17 protein-coding genes and 1 pseudogene are annotated in these 21401 nt (G+C 38.9%); 13 read left to right on the forward strand and 5 right to left on the reverse strand.

The genetic code is table 11. The features are described 5' to 3' along the window. Positions 1-176 precede the first annotated feature (176 nt). From ACFSCX_RS23815 to ACFSCX_RS23835, 5 genes are all read left to right on the forward strand, one after another. Positions 177-3329: a DEAD/DEAH box helicase gene (locus ACFSCX_RS23815; RefSeq protein ID WP_377930753.1), complete on the forward strand. Its 3153-nt coding sequence runs from the start codon at positions 177-179 to the stop codon at positions 3327-3329. 266 nt (positions 3330-3595) lie between these two features. After that, positions 3596-3856 carry a helix-turn-helix domain-containing protein gene (locus tag ACFSCX_RS23820; protein ID WP_377930754.1) on the forward strand — a complete coding sequence of 87 codons (261 nt, stop codon included), beginning with the start codon at positions 3596-3598 and terminating at the stop codon, positions 3854-3856. A 133-nt stretch (positions 3857-3989) separates the two neighbouring features. After that, positions 3990-4496, forward strand: coding sequence for a competence protein ComK (locus tag ACFSCX_RS23825; RefSeq protein WP_377930755.1), 507 nt, complete (start codon positions 3990-3992; stop codon positions 4494-4496). Positions 4497-4504: 8 nt separating this feature from the next. Further along, positions 4505-5665 carry a hypothetical protein gene (locus tag ACFSCX_RS23830; RefSeq protein WP_377930756.1) on the forward strand — a complete coding sequence of 387 codons (1161 nt, stop codon included), beginning with the start codon at positions 4505-4507 and terminating at the stop codon, positions 5663-5665. A gap of 768 nt (positions 5666-6433) precedes the next feature. Then, positions 6434-6919: a YehS family protein gene (locus ACFSCX_RS23835; RefSeq protein WP_377930757.1), complete on the forward strand. Its 486-nt coding sequence runs from the start codon at positions 6434-6436 to the stop codon at positions 6917-6919. A 78-nt stretch (positions 6920-6997) separates the two neighbouring features. Here ACFSCX_RS23835 and ACFSCX_RS23840 read toward each other — a convergent pair whose 3' ends face one another. Beyond that, positions 6998-7462 (reverse strand): aminoacyl-tRNA deacylase, encoded by a 465-nt coding sequence (locus tag ACFSCX_RS23840; RefSeq protein WP_377930759.1) that lies wholly within the window; start codon positions 7460-7462, stop codon positions 6998-7000. Between the two features lie 129 nt (positions 7463-7591). Here ACFSCX_RS23840 and ACFSCX_RS23845 point away from each other — a divergent pair, with 129 nt between their 5' ends. The 4 genes from ACFSCX_RS23845 (at position 7592) to ACFSCX_RS23860 (ending at position 12771) form a co-directional block, all read left to right on the forward strand. Beyond that, the gene (locus ACFSCX_RS23845; RefSeq protein ID WP_377930760.1) at positions 7592-8185 is read left to right on the forward strand and encodes a hypothetical protein; all 594 of its coding nucleotides are present in this window, start codon (positions 7592-7594) and stop codon (positions 8183-8185) included. 407 nt (positions 8186-8592) lie between these two features. Next, a complete protein-coding gene (locus ACFSCX_RS23850) occupies positions 8593-10551 on the forward strand; it encodes an SEC-C metal-binding domain-containing protein (protein WP_377930951.1) in 1959 nt (652 codons plus the stop codon). A 474-nt stretch (positions 10552-11025) separates the two neighbouring features. Beyond that, positions 11026-11226, forward strand: coding sequence for a cold-shock protein (locus tag ACFSCX_RS23855; RefSeq protein ID WP_377930761.1), 201 nt, complete (start codon positions 11026-11028; stop codon positions 11224-11226). 102 nt (positions 11227-11328) lie between these two features. Beyond that, the gene (locus ACFSCX_RS23860) at positions 11329-12771 is read left to right on the forward strand and encodes a DEAD/DEAH box helicase (protein ID WP_377930762.1); all 1443 of its coding nucleotides are present in this window, start codon (positions 11329-11331) and stop codon (positions 12769-12771) included. Between the two features lie 59 nt (positions 12772-12830). Here the strand turns inward: ACFSCX_RS23860 and lsrB are convergent, their stop codons facing one another. The 4 genes and pseudogenes from lsrB to ACFSCX_RS23880 form a co-directional block, all read right to left on the reverse strand. After that, positions 12831-13871: an autoinducer 2 ABC transporter substrate-binding protein LsrB gene (lsrB, locus tag ACFSCX_RS23865; protein ID WP_377930763.1), complete on the reverse strand. Its 1041-nt coding sequence runs from the start codon at positions 13869-13871 to the stop codon at positions 12831-12833. 14 nt (positions 13872-13885) lie between these two features. After that, positions 13886-14887, reverse strand: coding sequence for an ABC transporter permease (locus tag ACFSCX_RS23870; protein WP_377930952.1), 1002 nt, complete (start codon positions 14885-14887; stop codon positions 13886-13888). A 103-nt stretch (positions 14888-14990) separates the two neighbouring features. Continuing rightward, positions 14991-15902 (reverse strand): annotated as a pseudogene (locus tag ACFSCX_RS23875) (ABC transporter permease subunit); the annotation flags it as partial. A gap of 8 nt (positions 15903-15910) precedes the next feature. After that, positions 15911-17377: a sugar ABC transporter ATP-binding protein gene (locus ACFSCX_RS23880; RefSeq protein ID WP_377930953.1), complete on the reverse strand. Its 1467-nt coding sequence runs from the start codon at positions 17375-17377 to the stop codon at positions 15911-15913. Positions 17378-17672: 295 nt separating this feature from the next. Between ACFSCX_RS23880 and ACFSCX_RS23885 the strand changes: the two genes are divergently transcribed. From ACFSCX_RS23885 to lsrF, 4 genes are read left to right on the forward strand one after another with little or no spacing between them, the layout of a single operon-like run. Next, on the forward strand, positions 17673-18617 hold the full coding sequence (locus ACFSCX_RS23885; RefSeq protein WP_377930764.1) for a sugar-binding transcriptional regulator: 945 nt from the start codon (positions 17673-17675) through the stop codon (positions 18615-18617). 1 nt (position 18618) lies between these two features. Beyond that, positions 18619-20181, forward strand: a complete 1563-nt coding sequence (gene lsrK, locus ACFSCX_RS23890) for an autoinducer-2 kinase (RefSeq protein ID WP_377930765.1) — start codon at positions 18619-18621, stop codon at positions 20179-20181. Positions 20182-20200: 19 nt separating this feature from the next. After that, on the forward strand, positions 20201-20575 hold the full coding sequence (locus ACFSCX_RS23895; protein WP_377930766.1) for a cupin domain-containing protein: 375 nt from the start codon (positions 20201-20203) through the stop codon (positions 20573-20575). After that, positions 20572-21360: a 3-hydroxy-5-phosphonooxypentane-2,4-dione thiolase gene (gene lsrF / locus ACFSCX_RS23900; RefSeq protein ID WP_377930767.1), complete on the forward strand. Its 789-nt coding sequence runs from the start codon at positions 20572-20574 to the stop codon at positions 21358-21360. The genes ACFSCX_RS23895 and lsrF overlap by 4 nt, the downstream gene beginning before the upstream one ends. Positions 21361-21401: the final 41 nt, after the last annotated feature.

The raw sequence follows: 21401 nt of genomic DNA on the forward strand, positions 1-21401 counted from the left end.
CTAATTTAACTATACCAAAATGTTTGTAAGAGTTAGAACCTAAATTTTACAAGTTTTCTCACAATACTCTTGGAATACTGTGGGTTTGTGAACTTATCTATTTATAATCATATTGGGGTAACTATATATGGTAAAATAGGTATAATTTGGGGAGTCTGAGGAGAGTGAGCTGATTTATGTTGAAACAAGGAATCTACGAAGAAATCATCAACCAAAAACTAAAAAATGAACTTGATAAACTAGAATCAACACAATTTGAAATAGAAAAAGAAAAACTAGATGTAGAAGAAGCTAGAAAGCTACTATCCTCTTACATTACCCACATTACTAGGAAGGCATTGAAATATGTAAGGGAAAATGAACGAGATGAAAATCTGGCTCTATTGCAGCAGATAAAAACCTGCAATGACATAATTGCCTTGTTGAGTGAACAACTGAATGACGGGGAGTTTAAAAGCTTACATATAGAGGAAGAAGGGGAAATTTTAACCTCCATTTATTCGCGGCTAAACTCTATAAAAGCGATTCGTAAGGGTGAAACGGTTCGACCTATTACACCTATATCTCAAAGTTCCTTATTTACGGGGTCTAACTATGAGCCAAATATGTTAGGTGAGCTAAAGAAGGAAATCCTAACTTCCGACAATATAGACATGCTAGTTTCCTTTATAAAGTGGAGCGGATTACGTTGCATTATTGAAGAATTAAAAACCTTCACTGAGAGAGGGGGAACCCTTAGAGTAATTACCACCTCTTACATGGAAGCAACAGATTATAAAGCAATAGAGGAGCTAAGCTATTTACCTAATACACAAATAAAAGTTTCCTATGATGTGGATCGAACTAGATTACATGCCAAAGCGTATTTATTCCAAAGAGAGACGGGATTTAGTACAACATACATTGGATCCTCAAACCTATCAAATCCTGCACTAACTTCAGGACTAGAATGGAATATTAAAGTAACAGAAAAAGATTCGTTTGATATTGTTAAAAAGTTTGAAGCAACCTTTGAGAGCTATTGGAACGATAATGAGTTTAAGACGTTCAATATAACTAATACAAATGATCAATTACTGTTAAGGGAAGCATTGTCAAAAAGTAAAAAACAAGAACAACAGTCTATTCATTTTGCTTTTGATGTTAGACCGTTTCATTATCAAAAGGAGATTCTTGAAAAGTTGCAAGTGGAACGTGAGGTTTTTGGTAGAACAAAGAATCTTGTGGTGGCTGCAACAGGGGTAGGTAAGACTGTAATATCTGCCTTCGACTATAAAAGCTTTTTAAAGAAGCATCAGAATCGTGCAAAGCTACTATTTGTTGCTCATAGAGAAGAAATTTTAAAACAAAGCAGAGATACATTCCGTGCTATTTTAAAAGATGCTAACTTTGGAGTGTTGCTTGTTGGTAATCATCAACCTACCTCTATTGACCATCTGTTTGTTAGTATTCAAAGCTTTAATAGTAAAAAGCTTCATGAAGTTACTACATCAGACTATTATGATTTCATTATAGTAGACGAATTTCACCATGCTGCTGCAGAAACTTATCAGAGGTTATTAAATCATTATCAACCTAAAATACTGTTAGGATTAACAGCAACTCCGGAAAGAATGGACGGTAAAGATATTTTAACTTATTTTGACCATACTATTGCTGCTGAAATGAGACTTACTGAAGCCGTAAATCAAAAGTTACTCTCACCGTTCCAGTACTTCTGTGTTAGTGATCAAGTGGATCTTTCAAAACTAAAGTGGAGTCGTAAGGGTTATGATATACGTGAGTTAGAAAATGTTTACACGTCAAACGATTTAAGAACAAACCAAATAATTAAAAGTATATATAAATATGTTACAGATTTAGATGAGGTAAAGGGTCTAGGGTTTTGTGTTTCTATTGAGCATGCAAAATATATGGCAGATTACTTTAATCAAAGTGGAATACCTTCTATATCGTTATATGGGGATGTAAATCATACAGTTAGAAGTGAAGCTAAGGAAAAGCTAGTTAAAGGAGAGATTAAGTTCATATTTGTTGTCGATCTCTATAATGAGGGAGTCGATATCCCTGAAGTTAACACCGTACTATTTTTACGACCTACAGAGAGCTTGACTGTTTTCTTACAGCAGCTAGGAAGAGGTTTACGTCTCTCAGAGGGCAAGGATTGCTTAACAGTTTTAGACTTCGTTGGACAAGCACATGCTAACTATAATTTTGAAGGAAAGTTCCGAGCACTAATTGGTAGAACAAAGCATTCTGTACAGCATTATGTTGAAAATGGCTTTTTCAATCTACCTAAAGGGTGTTTTATTCAGCTCGAACGTCAAGCAAAGGAATATATATTGCGAAATATAAAGAGCAGTACTAACACAAAGGGTAATCTTATCGCTAAGATGAGATATTTTACAGAAGATACAGGTCTATCACTAACTCTAAGTAACTTTTTAAAGCATTATAACCTTTCTATTTATGATTTTTATGGGAAAAGTAAAGACCGTAGTTTTGTACGAATGATGGTAGAGGCTGGTGTTAAAGAGGATTTTTCTTGCGAAAATGAAAAGATGATTACAAGTCGTCTTCCGAACTTGTTCCACCTAAATTCTAGTACTTTATTAAAGTTTTTTATTAACTACATCGAAGGTGGGCACATAAATTCTGAGGAAGAGAAATTAATGCTTGGGGTTTTATATTATAGCTTCTATCACAATCATCCTGAAAAGGAAGGATTTACTTCATTAGAGGAAGGAATCCATAGGATTTTATCGAACAAGGATTTCAAACAGGAAATTACTTATATTCTATATTATTTATATCATTCCTTAGAGACGATGGAATTAAATAATGAGTTTACGTTTCCTTGTCCTTTAAAGGTCCATAGCAGGTATAATACCTCTCAAGTTCTTGCTGCTTTAGGATACTTTAATGAAACTTCAAACCCATCCTTCCGTGAAGGAGTTAAGTATTTTAAAGATAAAAACTTGGATATCTTTTTTACTACGTTAAATAAATCAGAGAAGGATTTTTCACCATCCACTTTATATGATGACTACGCTATTAACGAAACTCTATTTCATTGGCAGACTCAGTCTAAGGTTTCTGAGGAAAGTGAGACAGCTAAGCGTTATATTGAACACAGGCAGAGAAAGCATCAACTTGCGTTATTTGTAAGGGAATATAAAACAGAGCATGGGTTAACATCTCCATTTGTCTTCTTAGGTTGTGTTGATTACGTAAAACACTCAGGTAATAAGCCAGTGAGTTTTATATGGAAATTGCATGAGGAGATGCCATCCTATTTAGTTCCAAGGGCGAATAAGAATATTTTGTAATTAAAGGCAAGAAATTAACTGATTGTTAGTTTGATGAATGAAAATTCATTCGGAGAGTGAAGTAAGAATTTACCAAATTTAATTATTACTTTATCAAAAGCAAAATAGTCAAATGGAACAATACTTTACTACTAAGTGGGACATTTCTCTTTCTTCAAATATGAAGTAAGAAAATGTCCCACTTTTTTTCTCTGAAGGTGTCCCATAGGACGTGTTCATCTCCTTGTTCCATTTAGATAATGGTCTTAAAAAGGAGCTTGGCTCTCTTGGAAGACAAACATTTGATTGAACAGGCGATTCGAAAAGTTATTAGAGAACAACGAAATGAGTCAGGGAAAACACAAGCAAAGCTTGCAGAAGAAGCGGGTCTTAGTGAGAAACATTTAAACAAAATTGAAAATGGTAAGAAGAATACATCAGGTGCATCCCTTTTCCAGTTACTTTTAGCGCTAGGAAGTCAAGATCCCATGATCCTGCGTATCGCAGAAGTTTATAGAGAAATTAAAAGTAAGAACACAAATGATTAGCAGAAATTCCTCTATAGTTAAATCAACTTCTTCTAGTAACCTATTTAATTACTTGGCCCCGATTGTTATCTACCAATACTTCAATTTCATTTTTTATCCTCAAACAAATAAAAATTTATGGAGGTATTATACATTGACCGTAAATAATCACTACGAAATCTCCCCCACAACTCTCGCGATTCTGCCTGCATACCACATTACGTATCAATCCCGCATTTACGACCTTAAAGGTGAAATCTACTGTGAAAAGCCACCCATTAAGCTTATCGAAAAAGCTTGCCTAGAAGGCGGTTCATCCTTCGATGGAAGAAAGAAAGCCCTTCAGTACAAAAAGTCATTCTACCAATGTCCTCCGATCCCGATTAATCCTCTTGAAGATATTTACGCATTTCCGACTTGTTCGCCTACTTCTCATGACTGTATTTGGCTATTTTATGAGCATATTAGCGGTTTCCATTCGAGACTAGATTCAACCGTCATTACCTTTTATAATGGTCAATCCCTCGAAGTTCCAGTTTCCCTAGCTGTGATCAGAAACCAAATGGCACGAACAGAGTCCTGTATCGTCTCGTTTAGTAAGCCTAAGAAAAGAATGAGAATGTATTATGAGACCCCCTCGTTAACCTCAAAAGAAAGGTGAAGAAATTGATGAAAAAAAAGAAGAAACCTAGACAAAGAGTCCGGATCTACGGTTTTAAATTCCCTCAAAATCTCCTTGAATACCTCCGAAATTACCAAACCGAGCACAACCTTCAAATTCCAGCCAGTGCCTATGCAGCCCTCTTAATTATGTTAAAGCAAATCCACCGTGAAAAATCATCTCAAGGGAAGGTGCAGGAGCTGAGTCTCCCGTCAAATGCTAGAGAATGTAGGTTAACCTATTCTACTTTACATATTGGATTCAAGTTTCTTCTAAAGCACGGTATCATTCAGGAAGAGGTAAATATAGACGGTAAGGATGTGTATTATCTCCCTCACTACGAGCAGTCCTGTTCGTCTGAACAACCTGAAGACCTCAACTATTTTCTCATTCCACACTCACTCTTTGAAACGAATATCCTCGCTGAGCTAGTACGTACCTCCAACAGTAAATCCTTTGAATTACTCTTTTCCCTTCTAACTCAATTCCGTCATGGCGTCGCCACAATCGACCATACGAATAAAATTGATGAATTGAAGCAAGTCCGAAATATGTCTACGTTAAAACAGCAGCTTGGTAAGCGCTCCAAAGGGGTTCGAGAAGCACTTGAAATGCTCGAGCCTTTATTTTACATTGAGTTTGTCGGTCTTAAGTACCGTGGTACACAGGTGTGGGTGCATCAAGTCCATTTTTCTTTGAAACCTGAATGTGTGATTGAGAACTCTGATGCCTTCGAAGTGTATCCACTAGTAGCTGAGTTCAGCAAGGAAACGGAGAGGATTTTAACCGATTTAAACATTCGCTATAAACCGAGGGACCTTTTTGACATTATGATCTCATTTAAGCAGGAGGTCATTGAGGTATTAAAATATATTGCGAAGAATGATGGAGAGCATGCTAACTATTCAGCCCGTGACAGCTGGATCGAAAGCTACTTCTATCGTTGTCTTGGAAACTTTGAAAACAAGATACGGGATCAGTATGAAGAGCGTCCTGATTTTACATTCACAAAGTCTATTGGGGCTTATTTTCGCACGGTGTTTCGCAATAACTTAAAAGCATTTGTCGAGCGTGTGATTCCAGTTGAGATGATTCGAACGGCAAATATGAGAGAGTTTGTAGAAGCGGGACGAGTGCCTGTGCTGCATGAGGTATTAACGAAATACTAGTTTGCTTTTCAAAGCCCTTTAGTGGGCTTATTTAGCGTTGTAGGAATTTTTAAAGAGAATAGATGCTTAGTAGCTGTTCCTTTCTTTTTAGAGAGGGGCTATTTTTTTGTCCTATTGGTAATATAAATGATTGCTAGTGGCAAAGGTAAAACTATAAATGTTAGCAAGTCTCCTCGTAAATATTGAAATCATTGCCTCTAGTGCTTCTTTGATTTAAATGAGCGTCACTGATTGTAGGACTAGTTGAGATGAACGTCACTGATAACGAGCTGATTTCTAAATGAAAGCAAGAGAAAATGGAGATTATCGAAATGTTGGGTTGTTAAAAGTGTGTAGAAGTGTTGATATGTATGGAGTGGTAGCATGAAAATAAAATGTTCTTACTCTTTTAACATACTTACCTATCTGAAAAGTCTCTTATATCTCTAAATGGTTTTTAAATCCTTGAGTATTTTTTATTGAATTTACTTTTTAATTCATTTACTCCAATACCAGACAGATGGAAAACGTAATTTATTTCAATGGGGTAAGTTAACAATGAGAAGAAGGTTCTTAGTAGAAAATAATAGGATATAGCGATATAGTAAAAAGGTTATACTTGTCACATAAAGTGAAACTTCAATCAGTGGGGGTTTTCTTCATGCCACTGATTGTTAGTTGAACCAATCGGGTTCTTACTGGCGCTTATCCCCCACTTACTTCTCGATCATCTGAATTTTTGAAGTGAGGGTCTTAGCGCCAGTTAGAACGGGAAAAGGAGGATTACGAATGACGAACAACGATATATTAATTCGATTGCGATATGCGCTTGATATACGAAATACAGAGATGGTAGAGATTTTTAAGCTTGGCGGTGTTGAGGTTACGCAAGAACAAGTACTCAATATTCTTACGAAATACGATGAAGAAGCCGATATCCCGGAGGAAGCGGCTTGTAGTAATAGTATGGTTGAGTCATTTTTAAATGGCTTGATTATGTTTAAAAGAGGGAAACAGGAGCCAAAACCAGGACAACCTGAAACCCCGGCCCTGACACATGAGCATGTGAATAACCTTCTATTAAAGAAAGTGAAAATCGCCCTATCCTTAACGAGTGACGATATGATGGATACGTTCGAGGCAGCAGGAGTGAAGATTGCCAAAGGTGAGCTGAGCGCCATCTTGCGAAAGGAAGGCCATAGTAATTATAGGCAGTGCGGTGACAAATTCGCTCGTAACTTCTTGAAGGGATTAGCGGTGAAGTATAGGGGATGAAAGTCATTAAATTAGGCACATATTTTACATTACATATTAAATATTGAAACGAAGGGACAGTTCATAAGGGTGCAGGTTTTACTTCCTTACCCTAACCACTGTCCCTTTATTTACTTCCAGTAAATCCTTGACTTGAATACGAACGAGCGAATTTTCAGACCCTCCACCTGTATAAATGTAATCCATATCAGTCACTTTAGGATCGATGAGGAATACAGCATCATACCCAAATGATGGGACGCCACCAGGTGGGAAGCCTGTACGTTCAAGAACCTCTGAGTCGGTTGCTAGACGTGGTGCCTCTATTTCCAAAGCCTTTCCCACTCGCTTCGTACTAGCTCGATCTTCTCCTTTTACAATCGCAACAATGAATCGGTTGTCATGATCCATCATACAGATGTTTTTGACAAAGACAGTCTCATGTTCATTCACAGCCTCGGCTGCTTCTTTGACGGAATGGCAGGATTGTTCGAATAAAAGGTGGTTAGCCTCAATACCCGTAGTTTTCAAATAATCGTTTATTTTACTTTCATAGGAATTCATCCTTTTCACCTTTTTCATGTATCAAAATAGTGGAGTTCAATATATGTAGTTATGATATATCATAAAGGGATTTTTTGTAAAATGCAGAATGTTAGTTATGTAATGTAGATAAAAGAGGAGAGATCTATTTTGAGAACAATAGCTTTGTGGTTGTGCATAATTGGAGGATTATTATGGGGGCTAAAACCTTTATATGATGTGTTAGTTTTAGACAGAAGAATCAACACAGGGTATTTAGCTTCTGATGTTACGGATTATATCAAGTTTCTCTTTCCGCTTTTTTGTCTAGGAGGTGTATTTGTTCTTTTCTCTTTGTATAAAAAGAAGGTTAGAGCGTCCATCAGCATCCTTGCAGTGGCGGTACTTTTTCATGGCTTATTTCATTTTTCTGAAATGTATTTTCCGAATTCAGACATTCCCTTTGGATTATTATTTATGTTCTCTGGATTGGTCCTATTATTGATAGGTGCAGCATTTCTTGTTGTTCAACTACGAAGAGAGAAGGATATTCCTCGCCTACTGTTTCGATTAGCGGTAGTTTTATTTTCCATTACCTTTTTGTTTTGTTTGTTGCCTTTTGTTTCGGGTGTTTTTACAGCTGAACTACTAACCGGTTTAATGGTCGGCTTCATGTTGGGTATTGGAATTACTTGGTCAGCCATAGGTATAGCCCTTCTTATAATCGTTAAGAGTGACCCTTCTAATTTAACAACTAGCATTTAACCCAGAATTAAATCATCAAAGTGAAGCTATAAGGCTTCTAAAAGAATCCATAACTGGCGGGTAGTTTAAGAAACGTTAATATGATAATATGAATAACCACTAGTAGAACAGCGACGATTCTTATACTTCCACATGGAAGCACGGGATTCATCCTAGTTTACATACAAAGGCTCTACGCTTTCTCGATCACTCTCGTTATAATGACAATATGGTGGGGTACTTACAAGCTGAATGGAGAAGAAACTAGATCGAAAAAAAAGGTATGCTTATTGCTATCTACATGTAAGTTTTATCTTAAAAGTGTGCATGATAGAAAGGGAGACTGTTAACACTAGTAAATTTGAAGATTGAGTTATTGTGTAAATAGATAGTGGAGTAGATTAGAGGAGGGAGATTTGTTGACTCAAATGATAGGAAGAAATGAATTATGTCCCTGTGGAAGTACTAAAAAGTATAAAAAATGCTGCGGGAAGACTTCTAACGTGATAACGATTACTCAATTAATTGATAGTGAAATAATAGAGTTACAAAAACAAATAGTAGATTATGCTTTGTTTCATTATACTATGGAAATTGAAGATCATTTTGAGCAAATGATGGAAGTGTTACATATACACGATGATGAAGTGGAATTTTATACATTTCTACACGTCGTTTGGTTCAGTTTATTTTACGAGCTTAATGAAGGAACAACGGTCATAAAGCAATTTATCGAGAGTGAAAAAGGTAGAATAAAGCGACCAAAGCTACGTCAAATTCTTGAAGGTTGGACAAGTCCAGTCATCTTGACAGGTGCTGTGAAAAAAATCGAACGTAATGTTGGAATAGTATCTGATTCATTTACCTCGAAAGAGTATGAGGTGAATTTTCTAGAGTATAACCCTAGCTTAAACACTTTTATTCTAGGAATGGCTTTGCCGGTTGATCATCAATATGTTTTCTTCCCAATGCCTTTAGAGTTGAAGGATGTCGATATAGAAGGTATTTATCATTACTTGTCAGAATCATATGATCACTCAGGTTATGAGATAAAACAAGAATATATCATCCATCATTTTCTGGATATTGTTACTACTCTTCCAACAATCGGTCTAGGGATAGATGTTGAAGAATTAAACTGGAAGGAACCTGCCCATTTTCAGGTAGCGGAATTGTTTAAGTATAAAATGGAAGAAACAGGAGAGTCATTGGAAAATATTGAGATCGGAATAACCACTTGGTTTGCCTATTGTCAGAAGAAAGATAAACGTGTAAAAAATCCTGCTATTTATGCAGCTGCTCTGCATTATATGATATCTACTAATTTTCCTACCGTACAAAGCTATACACAAAAAGATCTTGCCAGCATGTATGATGTAAACCCATCGAGTATATCTTCGGTATATGGAGATTTACTTCATTTTATTCACCACTTTTATGGTGATGAAAAGTATGATCATGATGATGGTTACTACGACAGCTGGAACGAGGAGGATGATATGGATATTGTTCTTCCCAAAGCGGCGTCTTCGTCCAATCTTTTTACAGAAAAAGTGCTAAAAGATGCCATGAAATCAATAGAAGGGAAGGATTTTGACAGTATTGAGGATATAACAGAGTATTTAAATCATACGTTGCAACAACCATCATTTGAATTTGAACAAAACGAGAAATCTGACGAGGACCTTGCTCAAGGCTTAATCTATGAAGCGTTTGAATCAACCGGTGCAACACGATATCGACTGGCTAAACAAGCCCTAGAGCTGTATCCATATTTACCTGATGCTTACATCATTTTAGCCGAGAAGGAAAAAACGGTACAGAAGAAACTCGAGCTTTATGAAAAGGCCATGCAGATTGGTTACGACCGTTTAGGTGGAGAGAAATATGTTCAAAAGCAGAAAGGTCACTTCTGGGGATTGATTGAAACTCGGCCCTATATGCGAGCGAAGCTACATGTTGCTAACACTTTAGTACAGTTAAAGCGGACAGGTGAGGCCATTTCTCATTATGAAGAACTGCTACAATTAAATGAAATGGATAACCAAGGAGTACGATATCTATTATTTCCAGCCTATATAGAGGCTGAGGAATATGATAAGGCCAACCAGCTGCTTCAACAATTCGGGGAACATTCAACTCATTCTACTTATAACCAACTCTTACTAGAATTAATCCTAAAAGGAAAAACGAAAAAGGCCGAAAAACTCCTTAAAGAGGCTAAGAAAGCTAATCCTTATGTCAGTAACTATCTATCCGGAAAAAGAAAGCTTCCAAAGAGGGAACCTGATTATTATTCGTTTGGTGACGAGAATGAAGCCATTATTTATGTGAGTGGACATCTTCATTTATGGAACCGTTACAGTAGGAAAGAGTTTTGGAATTAGGAAACGACGTCTTTTCCTTCAAATGAGCATAGATAGTTAAAGGAATTAGGACGATGAGTTTCTAGGTGTCATCTATTTACCACTTCCTGAGAAATCTCATCCAGCGTACAGCCATGATAGTCGTCGCAATTTCATCCTTTTCGAGGGAAAAGAAAAATCACTTACTCTTTCGTTAAATACCCTAGGCGTGTAAAAGGGAAAGTGCTAAAATGGTCGGCTTCATGATGGGGATTGGTTTTACTTGGTCGGTCATTGGTGGTGTCCTTCATAACATAGTAAAACAAGAATCCCTACTTTCCAAAAAAAAATAGTTACATAACCATTTGCTAATAATGCCAGGATGTGTTAAGATAAAGACTAACTAATTTGTTCGGTCGGTTTAAGAGATAAGAGTATTTGTACTTGCTTCTTTATTATCTATTTGAGCAATGATGTAATAAGTAGTGGGAGATACCCACACAGGAGGATATATACATGCAACAAGGTACAGTAAAATGGTTTAACGCAGAAAAAGGTTTTGGATTTATCGAAGTTGAAGGCGGAGCAGATGTATTCGTACATTTCTCAGCTATCCAAGGTGACGGATTCAAATCTTTAGATGAAGGCCAAAAAGTTACATTTGAAACAGAGCAAGGTCAACGTGGACCTCAAGCTGTTAACGTAAACAAGGCATAATGACGAAAGGACTCTAGGAATAGAGTCCTTTTTTTATGTAAAAACTTAAGTATATATTCATTATGAAGTCGTAGAGAATCCTAAAAAAAGAGGTTGCGGACTATGAGTACAAGTCAATTTCACGAATTTTCACTAAGTGAGGAAATAAGAAAAGCCCTAGATATTTTAAAGTATAAGACCCCAACAGAGGTTCAGCGTGAGGTTATACCGAAAGCATTGGAAAATCAAGATCTTGTTGTAAAGTCTCAGACAGGGAGTGGAAAAACCGCTGCATTTGGTATACCGATTTGTGAATTAATCAGCTGGGAAGAGAAGTATCCTCAAGCATTGATTCTGACTCCTACTCGAGAGCTTGCGGTTCAGGTGAGAGAGGATATTACGAATATCGGGCGGTTCAAGAGAATCAAGGCCGTGGCTGTTTATGGAAAAGAACCTTTTTCCAAGCAAAGAGATGAATTAAAGCAAAAAACACATGTGGTTGTCGGGACGCCAGGCCGAATGGTGGATCATATTGACCGAGGTACATTGGATCTAAGCCAAATCAAGTATCTGATCATTGATGAAGCAGATGAAATGCTAAACATGGGCTTCATTGAACAAGTGGAGGAAATCATTCATCAACTTCCTACGGACAGAGTCACGATGGTATTTTCAGCTACACTGCCAACTGATGTGGAGAAGCTATGCCATAAGTATATGGATACCCCTATTCAGATTGAAATTGCTTCGAGCGGGATTACAACTAATACCATTGACCATCAATTAATAAAGGTGGAAGAAGAAAACAAGCTCTCCTTGCTGAAAGATATAACAATTCTTGAGAACCCTGATAGCTGCATAATTTTTTGCAATACAAAAGAGCATGTCGATTACGTCTATACGGATTTAGAGGGAGCTGGCTATTCCTGTGAAAGGCTTCATGGAGGACTCGAACAAGAAGATCGCTTTGCTGTCATGAATGGTTTTAAGCTGGGGAACTTCCGTTATCTCATTGCAACAGATGTTGCAGCAAGAGGAATTGATATTGATAATGTGACACTTGTGATCAACTACGATGTCCCAATGGAAAAAGAAGCCTATGTTCACCGTACAGGTAGAACGGGTCGTGCAGGGAACAAAGGAAAAGCCATTACGTTTAGTGCTAACGATGATAAGTATGTGAAGTCGATTGAACGATATATTGGTTTTGAAATCCCAACTAGGGAAGTGCCTTCTAAACAAGATGTTGCTTTAGCAAAACCAGCTTTTGAAGAAAAAATTGGTGGTCGCCGCGTCGTCAAAAATAACAAAACGGCACGAATTAACAAAGATATTATGAAGCTTTATATTAGTGGTGGAAAGAAAAAGAAGATAAGAGCAGTCGATATTGTCGGAACGATTTCGAATCTGCCTGGAGTGACTGCCGATGATATTGGTATTATTACTATTCAAGATCAGTTTTCGTATGTGGATATCTTAAATGGCAAAGGTTCAGTTGTTCTGCAGGCGATGGAACATACGACCATTAAAGGAAAGAAGCTGAAGGTAAGTGTGGCGAATAAGTGATGCAAGGGGACGGTTCTTTTGCTTCCAAAAGGAAGCATGAGAACCGTCCCCTTGCTCTTTTAAAAATCGTAATTATCAATATTATCCTTCGTAAAGATGACGCGCTCTGGTAGAAGAATGATTCCACTATCCTCTGCTGTATACTCATAGCCTTGAATCGTATTGGGCTCGATTTTTACTTTTCCAATATTCGGTACTTCGAACTCGTCGCCGACTTTCAAGTCTTTTCCTTCTGCTGTCATTAGGTAGGCAACATAGGCGGCAAGAGCTCCTTGTTGTTTTACATCCCACAGTCCGAATTGTTTTACGGTGTCTCGCTTTACGTAGTCACGCATAACGTTTGGAGTTGAGAATCCTGTAATGACAACATCTCCTGCTTTGCCTTGGTTTTCAGCAGCTTGTGCCATAGCAGGTAGGGCTGTTGCATCTGGACAAATAATCGCGTTAATGTCAGGGTAAGTATTTAAGATGCTTTCTCCTACTGATAAGGATTTTTGAGCATCATTTTCGCCGTATTGTGTTGTGACAATTTCCCAACCTGGATAGTCGGCCGCGATCATTTCTTTAGCTTTTGTTACCCATTGGTTTTGGTCAGTAACAGTTGGGCTGGAATAGAAGAAGGCAACCTTTCCTTTATCACCGATTTGATCAGCTGTCATCTTAATTAAAAGCTCAGCTAGCTGTTCAGGTGTTCCTTGGTTGATGTAGAAAGAGCGATCCTCTGGGTTCACATCGGAATCCCATGTGAGGATTTTGACGCCTTTGTCTTTTGCACGCTTTAATGCTTGGCTCAAGCCATCAACAGATACTGAGGATACCATTAACGCATCATAGCCTTGATTGACGAAATTATTAATGAATTGCACTTGACCGGCTACGGTTGCTTCCGTTGGACCGTCGTATTTCAGCTGAACGCCTAGCGAGTCGGCCATTTCTTTGGCCCCTTGACCACCAGATGTAAAGAATCCAACTCCTGTTAGCTTCGGGATAAACGCTAGCTTCACATCTTCCTTGCTTTTCTGTCCGCCGTTACATGCGGCTAAGGCTATCACTAACACGATGGATAACATAAACACACCGAACACTCTTATACGTTTCATCTTCTAGTGCCCCCTTATTTTCTGATTACCAATTTACTCGTTTTCAAAACATGCTTACCGACAAAGTGATGAAAAGAATGCCAATTTGAATCTCGTAAGAAAACGGACAGGATAAGGATGGAGCCAATCACCACGCTAATGTGCTGGCTTGAGAGTCCAGCCATTTGCAGACCGTATTGCATAATGCCGATAAAGATGCTGGCAATGGCCGTCCCGAGTACACTTCCTTTCCCACCAAAGATTGATGTACCACCTAGAACAACCGCTGTAATCACAGGTAATACAGCTTCTGCTCCTAAATCCGATCGTGCCGAACTAAAATACGATGTAAGGATGATACCTCCAATACCACCTCCAAGGCTTGATAACATGTAGGTACTCATGACCGTCCATTTTGTATGAACGCCACTATACCTAGCGGCTTTTATATTAATCCCCACTAAAAACACGTTACGTCCATACCGTGTAAAGTGGAGTAAACCACCGAAAAGGATGATACAAGAAAGTAGGATGAGAATCGGGTTTGGAATACCTAGCATCTGACCATTGGCAATTTCGACGAATGGGTTTGGAAAGCCACTAATTCCTTCATAGCCTGATGCGCTCGATCCACCAGAAATAACAAGCGCAGTCCCGGAAAAGAGAAACATTCCGCCAAGTGTCACAACAAGTGGTTGGACATTTGTGTAGGCGACTAGAATGCCATTTATACTACCGGCTAAAACTGCAACAATAATCGCAAGTAACAAAGCTATCCAAACAACCATGCCATTCATCCATAACACGCCTAATACAATTGAGGTTAATCCCATAATGGAACCGACCGATACGTCAATACCTCCAGTAATGATCACAAACGTCATCGGAATCGAAGCTAGTGCGATATAGGCAAAATCATTCATACTATATAGGAGATTGCTAACATTTAAGAATCCAGGTGAGATAATGCCAAATAAGAGACATTCTAACAGGATGAATAGACATAGGACAGATTCCCATCTAATGAATGGCTTTATTTTGTTCATCAGGCTGGGCACCTCCCTTTAAGACAGTGGTGGATTCAAGCAAGTCTGTTTGACGCTTTTTAAAACTATAATTCTTTAGAAATCCTTGGAACTTTGAATCTCCGACAACGATTAGGAGTAGTAGTAGCCCAGAAATCGCATTGTTCCAATAGGCTGGAATTTTTAAATAAATTAATGAATTGTTAATGATGGTAAAGAATAGAGCTCCTAGACCTGCACCGATGACACTACCCATTCCGCCGGTTAAGCTCACTCCACCAAGAACAGCTGCTGCGATGACTTGTAATTCAAGTCCAGTACCGGTTTGATTCGGGACAAAGCCAATATTCATGACGAATAATAAGCCAGCAATGGCGGCGGAGATACTAGTTAGGATAAAGGCAAGAACAGTCACTTTTTGTACGGGAATTCCTACTAATCTAGCACCATCGACATTGTCACCTACTGCATAAAAGTAACGACCAAACCTTGTTCGTGTGAGCCATATGTGGGCGAGTACAAGGAGGATGAGAACAATCCAGACCGGAAAATTCAGCCCTAGAAACTTTATGCCTGACAGCTTCTTATAAAAGTTCGGAATATCTTCGATCCACATTCCCTTTGTGTAAATTAACATCGTTCCTCGTATAATGCCGAGCATCCCGAGTGTCATAATAATAGAAGGAATTTGTAAATACGATACCCCGACTCCATTTAGTAAACCAACGAATGCTCCGACAACAATGACAATCACGACAACGAGCCAAACATTGACACCTGAGGTTAACAGGACTCCGCACACAGCCGCTGATAATCCCATAACAGAACCGACCGACACATCAATATTCGAGGTGAATAAGACAAACGACTGTCCAATTGCCATGACGAGTAAAATGACACTCGCTTTGATTAATAGTGTGAGGGAAGACCCTGTAAGAAACTCGTGGTTGAATGAGCCGACGAATAACATGTAGGCAATCATTAAGACGAGAATGGACAACTCTCTTGCTTTCAAAAGGCGGATCATGGAAGTCATTATGTGATCACCTCTTTATTTACGCCAAATGCGATGCGCGTGATGGTGTCGGATTGGATATCATGTTTCTCTAAGGTTTGAACGATTTTTCCTTCATGCATGACAATCACCCGGTCACTTAATGTTTCGATTTCTTCCATATCAGATGAGATTAATAGCACAGCTAAGCCTTGTTCTTTTAATTCTTGAATGATGCGGTAAATATCTTTTCTGGCACTTGCGTCAATGCCTCTAGTTGGTTCGTCTAGGATGATGACTTTTGGAGTTGCCGCTAAATATTTGGAGAGAACGACCTTTTGCTGGTTACCACCAGACAGATCTTTCAGTTCTTGATGAATGTTAGTTGATTTTATTTGTAGGTCTGTTACAAAGTTGGAGGCTAGAATTTTTTCATGATGAAAGGGTAGAAAGAATTTGCTAAGCCGATGAAGAATAGTGGAGGATATGTTGTTTTGAATAGAAGTAAGTGAGAAAATACCATTTTTATGGCGGTCCTCAGGGACATAAACGAGCCCTTCATTTATACGCTGCCGAATTGACAGCTTTTGGATATTCACTCCCTTTAAGAAAAGTTCCCCTTCGTCTGTTGTCGTAAGACCAAAGATCGCTTCCGCTAGCTCGGTCCGACCTGCTCCAACGACCCCAGCGATTCCTAAAATTTCTTTTGAATGAAGGGTGAAGGAAATGTCCTTGAACCGCTTACCAGACAGATCTGTGACCTGTAAGACAGCGGGTCCGGTCTGGGTGTTTACAGGCGTTTCTTGCGGTGCTTGCTTCTGATGTTGAACGGAATTTTCAGGCATAAGCCCTGCAAGTAATCGATCATACGTAAATTCGGATACATTCCCTTGGGCAGAAATAATCCCGTCACGTAAGATAGACACGTAATCGGCTAGCTCAAAAATCTCAGGAAAACGGTGAGTAATGTAGAACACACCAAGTCCTTCCTTTGTGAGCCGTTTAATCGTTTGAAACAGCGATTCGATTTCACCAAATGTAAGAGCGGAGGTGGGTTCATCAAGAATGAGAATCTTTGCCTCCCTTGCAAGTCCTCTAATGATTTCAATAAGCTGCTGCTCGGCAATTGAAAGGGTAAAGGCACTTTGCTGAAGATTGAGGTTCCACCCAAGTTTTAATAGGATGCTATCAACTTTTTCCTTCAAGCTTGCTTTCGAACCCGGAAGACCAATTGTTATATTTTCTTCAACCGTCATGTTTGGAAAGATGAGCGGTTCTTGGGGAACTAAATACACCCCTGCAAGGTGAGCTTCATGTGTCGATGAGAATTGTACGTGTTCTCCATTTATGCTCATCGATCCATCGTCCGCTTTATATAACCCAGTGATGATCTTCATTAATGTTGATTTACCCGCACCATTTCCTCCAACGACTGCATGCACCTCGCCATGATGAAGGGACAAGGAAACATCCTTTAGTACGGTATTTCCTGCAAATTGCTTCACCATTTGTTCAAGTTGTAAAAGGGGAGTCGACCTTTTATTCACATTTTTCACCACCAATAGTAAATTCCTATAAAAACGCTTACATTTTGAACAAAAAATTTTTTCCCCTGAAAATGTTCAAACAGGAAAAAATGCTTGTTAATTATTTACACAGTTGATGTATCAATTATTCCGGGTATTTATTAAATTTTCAAAATATTTTAAAAGTGGTTCTTTTATGGAAATGGAGTGGATATATTTTTGGTAAAGTCCGAACAAAAAATGACGTAGTGAACATTTGTTGAGGAGTGTAAATCAGATGACGAATGATATCTATACAGAAAACATGCTGATTAAAGTAGCATGGTACTACTATAAAGAAAATTTAACTCAAAACGAGATTGCTGATTTGCTTGAATTATCAAGAACAAAGGTTGTAAGGCTGTTGGAACGAGCCAGAATCGAAGGGATTGTTCAGTTTCAAATAAAAGGACAATCAACAAATTGCCTTTCGATTGAAAAGGAATTTAAGGATGCTTTTTCACTACCCAATGCCTTTATCATTCCTACTCCTTTAAATAAACGTGATGTAAGTGACAGCTTATCAAGAGCAGCTGCCCAATATTTACACCATAAGCTTCAACCAAATGATCTTGTTGGATTAGGGTGGGGAAGGGCGGTATCGAGAACGATTGATTATTTAACGCTCGAGCCGAACAGTCAAATATCGGTTGTCACCCTAACGGGAGGAGTAAACTACTACCTTCATAACCGGCGTTCACAGGATGGAGGTATGGAAAGGTTCCATGATATTCATGTGATTCCAGCACCGTTTCTCGCTTCCACAGAGGAAATGGCCGAAAGCTTTTTATCTGAACCTTCTATTAAAGAAATATTAGAACTGGGAGGTTTAGCTAAGTACATTGTCGTGGGAATAGGCGGTATTTCTCCTGATGCGACAATTATTCAGGAGGAAAAAATGACCTTGAATGAGCTCACCTATATTAAACAGCAAAATGCTGTTGGGGATATATTAGGTCAATTTTTTGACCGAAATGGTGACATTCTTCCTTTACCACATCATAAACGACTCATCGGCATGAACTTATATTGCCTAAAATCTCAAAACAATGTGATTGCCGTTGCAGGAGGTGAACGAAAGATCGATGCGATATATGGTGCGTTGAAGGGTGGCTACATTCACACGATGATTACGGATGAAACAACCGCTGTTTCGTTAATGAATATGGAGGTGAAATCGTAGGATGGACTACATTTTAGCATTTGACGCAGGGACTGGAAGTATAAGAGCCGTGCTGTTTGATCGAGCTGGAAATCAAATTGCTGTCTCTCAATATGAATGGTCTCATTTAGCAGACGAAAAGTACCCAGGTTCCATGGATTTTGATTACGTCTCAAACTGGCAGTTGGTGATAGAGTGCATTCAAAATGTGCTAGAGTCTTCAGGCGTGAATCCGAAGGATATTAAAGGAATTAGTGCCACAAGTATGCGAGAAGGCTTTGTTTTATATGATGAACAAGGACAGGAAATTTGGGCGTGTGCGAATGTAGATGCTCGTGCTTCAGTGGAAGTGAAGTACTTAAAAGAACTTGATGAAAAACTAGAATCTAGCATTTACTCTGTTTCTGGTCAGACGTTTGCATTAGGAGCTCTACCAAGACTATTATGGCTCAAATCTCATAAACCAAAAATCTATGAACAAGCACATACCATTACGATGATTAACGATTGGATTCTATATAAGCTATGTGGAGAACTTCAGGTAGACCCATCGAACGGGTGTACAACTGGAATTTTTGATTTAGCCAAGCGAGCATGGACAGAAGAAATTGCCTCTTCTTGTGGTGTGAAAACGAGCCTGTTTCCGAAAGTCCATGAAGCAGGAACGGTGATTGGTGCGGTTACAAATGAAATCGCTTCCATCACGGGCTTGCAGGAAGGTACGCCTGTTGTATCTGGGGGCGGAGATGCGCAAATGGCTTCTGTTGGTGTGGGGGCTGTGAAAGAAAAGCAAACGGTTGTTTCTGGTGGGTCGTTTTGGCAGCAAGAAGTGAATGTAACCGCGCCACTTGTGGATCAGCATGGTCGAATCAGGGTCAATTGTCACGCCGTATCTAATCTATGGCAGCTAGAGACGATCGCTTTTTTTCCAGGACTAGTGATGCGCTGGTTTCGGGATGCGTTTTGCGAGACTGAGAAGCTAGAAGCTCTTCAATCCGGTCTGAATACTTATGAAATTTTAGAAGAAAAAGCAAAAGATGTACCCGTCGGTTCCAATGGCATTATCCCGATCTTTTCAGATATTATGAACTACATGTCATGGCGACATGCTGCACCATCATTTCTCAACCTCAGTCTAGATCCTCATGTAACAGGTAAAAAAGAATTATTTAAAGCCCTTCAAGAAAACGCTGCTCTTATTACACTAGGAAATCTAAAACTCATACATGAAGAAACAGGATTTTATCCAGAAGAAGTCATTTTTGCAGGAGGGGCTTCTAAAGGAAAGCTTTGGAGTCAAACACTTGCTGATGTATTAGGGATACCCGTAAAAGTCCCGGTAGTAAAGGAGGCTGCTGCTTTAGGAACGTCTCTATATGCAGGGCTCGGAGTCGGTTTTTATGCCTCAATTGAAGAGGCTACTGAAAAAGTAGTCAAATGGGAAAGAGTCCACCAGCCGAATATGGAGAACCATGATGCCTATCTCACCATCTATGAAAATTGGCGAAAGATTTATGAAAAACAGCTTCACATAGCAGATCTTGGATGGACGACTCACATGTGGAAAGCGCCAGGACTAACGTGATTTGAAGGGAGGTGAAGGAATGAAGAAAGTTAATGAAAATGAGTTTGAATATCGGTTTGGTGACAATGGACCGAAGTATTTAACGAAAGGCCCAAATGTGGATGTAGGGGTTGTCGTGTTAAAGCCAGGTCAGGATTTTCCGAACCATTATCATACAGAGTGTGAAGAAATCTTCTACATTTTAGAAGGTGAGATTGATTTTTATATTAATCATGAGAGAGTACCAGCAAAACCGGGAGATATGATTCAATGCAGACCAGGTGACTCTCATTACTTAATTAATACGTCTGATCAAAACTTTAAGGCGGCCTTCATTAAGTCACCACACATCGGGAGAAATGACTCGGTTGTCATTGATAAGCCAGATTTGAATAAAGGAGCGAATGATTCATGAGCTGGGGATTTAAAAATCGTTTAAATAAAATTTTACCAAATGGAAGAGCGGTCATGCTTGCAATTGACCATGGATACTTTTTAGGACCAATCACTGGACTTGAAAAGCCAGGTGAAACAGTAAAGGAACTACTGCCCTATACGGATTCGTTATATTTAACGAGGGGAACACTAGCAGCATGCATACCAGAAGATGAAGAAAAGCCAATGGTACTAAGAGTCTCAGGGGGACCAACGGTATTAAATGATTTATCGAATGAAACGATCGTAACGTCTGTGAAGGAAGCGATTCGGCATAATGTAGTAGGTGTTGGGGTATCGGTGTTTGTTGGGTCTGAAAACGAAACGAAAACGATCACCAATCTCGCCCATGTTGTCACGGAAGCACATGATTATGGGATTCCAGTGCTCGGAATTACTGCCGTCGGGAAAGAATTAGAAAAAAGAGATACCAGGTTTTTAGCGTTAGCATCACGCGTAACAGCTGAAATGGGGGCTGATATCGTCAAGACGTATTACTGTGAAAACTTTGAGAAGGTGACAAGTACATGTCCTGTGCCGATTGTGATTGCAGGTGGACCTAAGTTTGATACCATTCGAGAAGCACTCGATATTACGTACAATGCGATGAATTCAGGGGCTGCTGGTGTAGATATGGGACGAAACATTTGGCAATCGTCTCATCCAAGTGCGATGATCAAAGCGATTCATGGGATTGTAAAGGACGGCTTATCCGTTCATCACGCGGTCGAATTATATGAAACGGCTACGAATGTAAAAGCGTAAAAAGTAGCAAAGTCCTAGAAGGTTGCTACCATAAAGGGAAC

This window comes from Bacillus salitolerans (assembly GCF_042680805.1).
GTDB classification, from domain to species: Bacteria; Bacillota; Bacilli; order Bacillales; family SA4; genus Bacillus_CJ; species Bacillus_CJ salitolerans.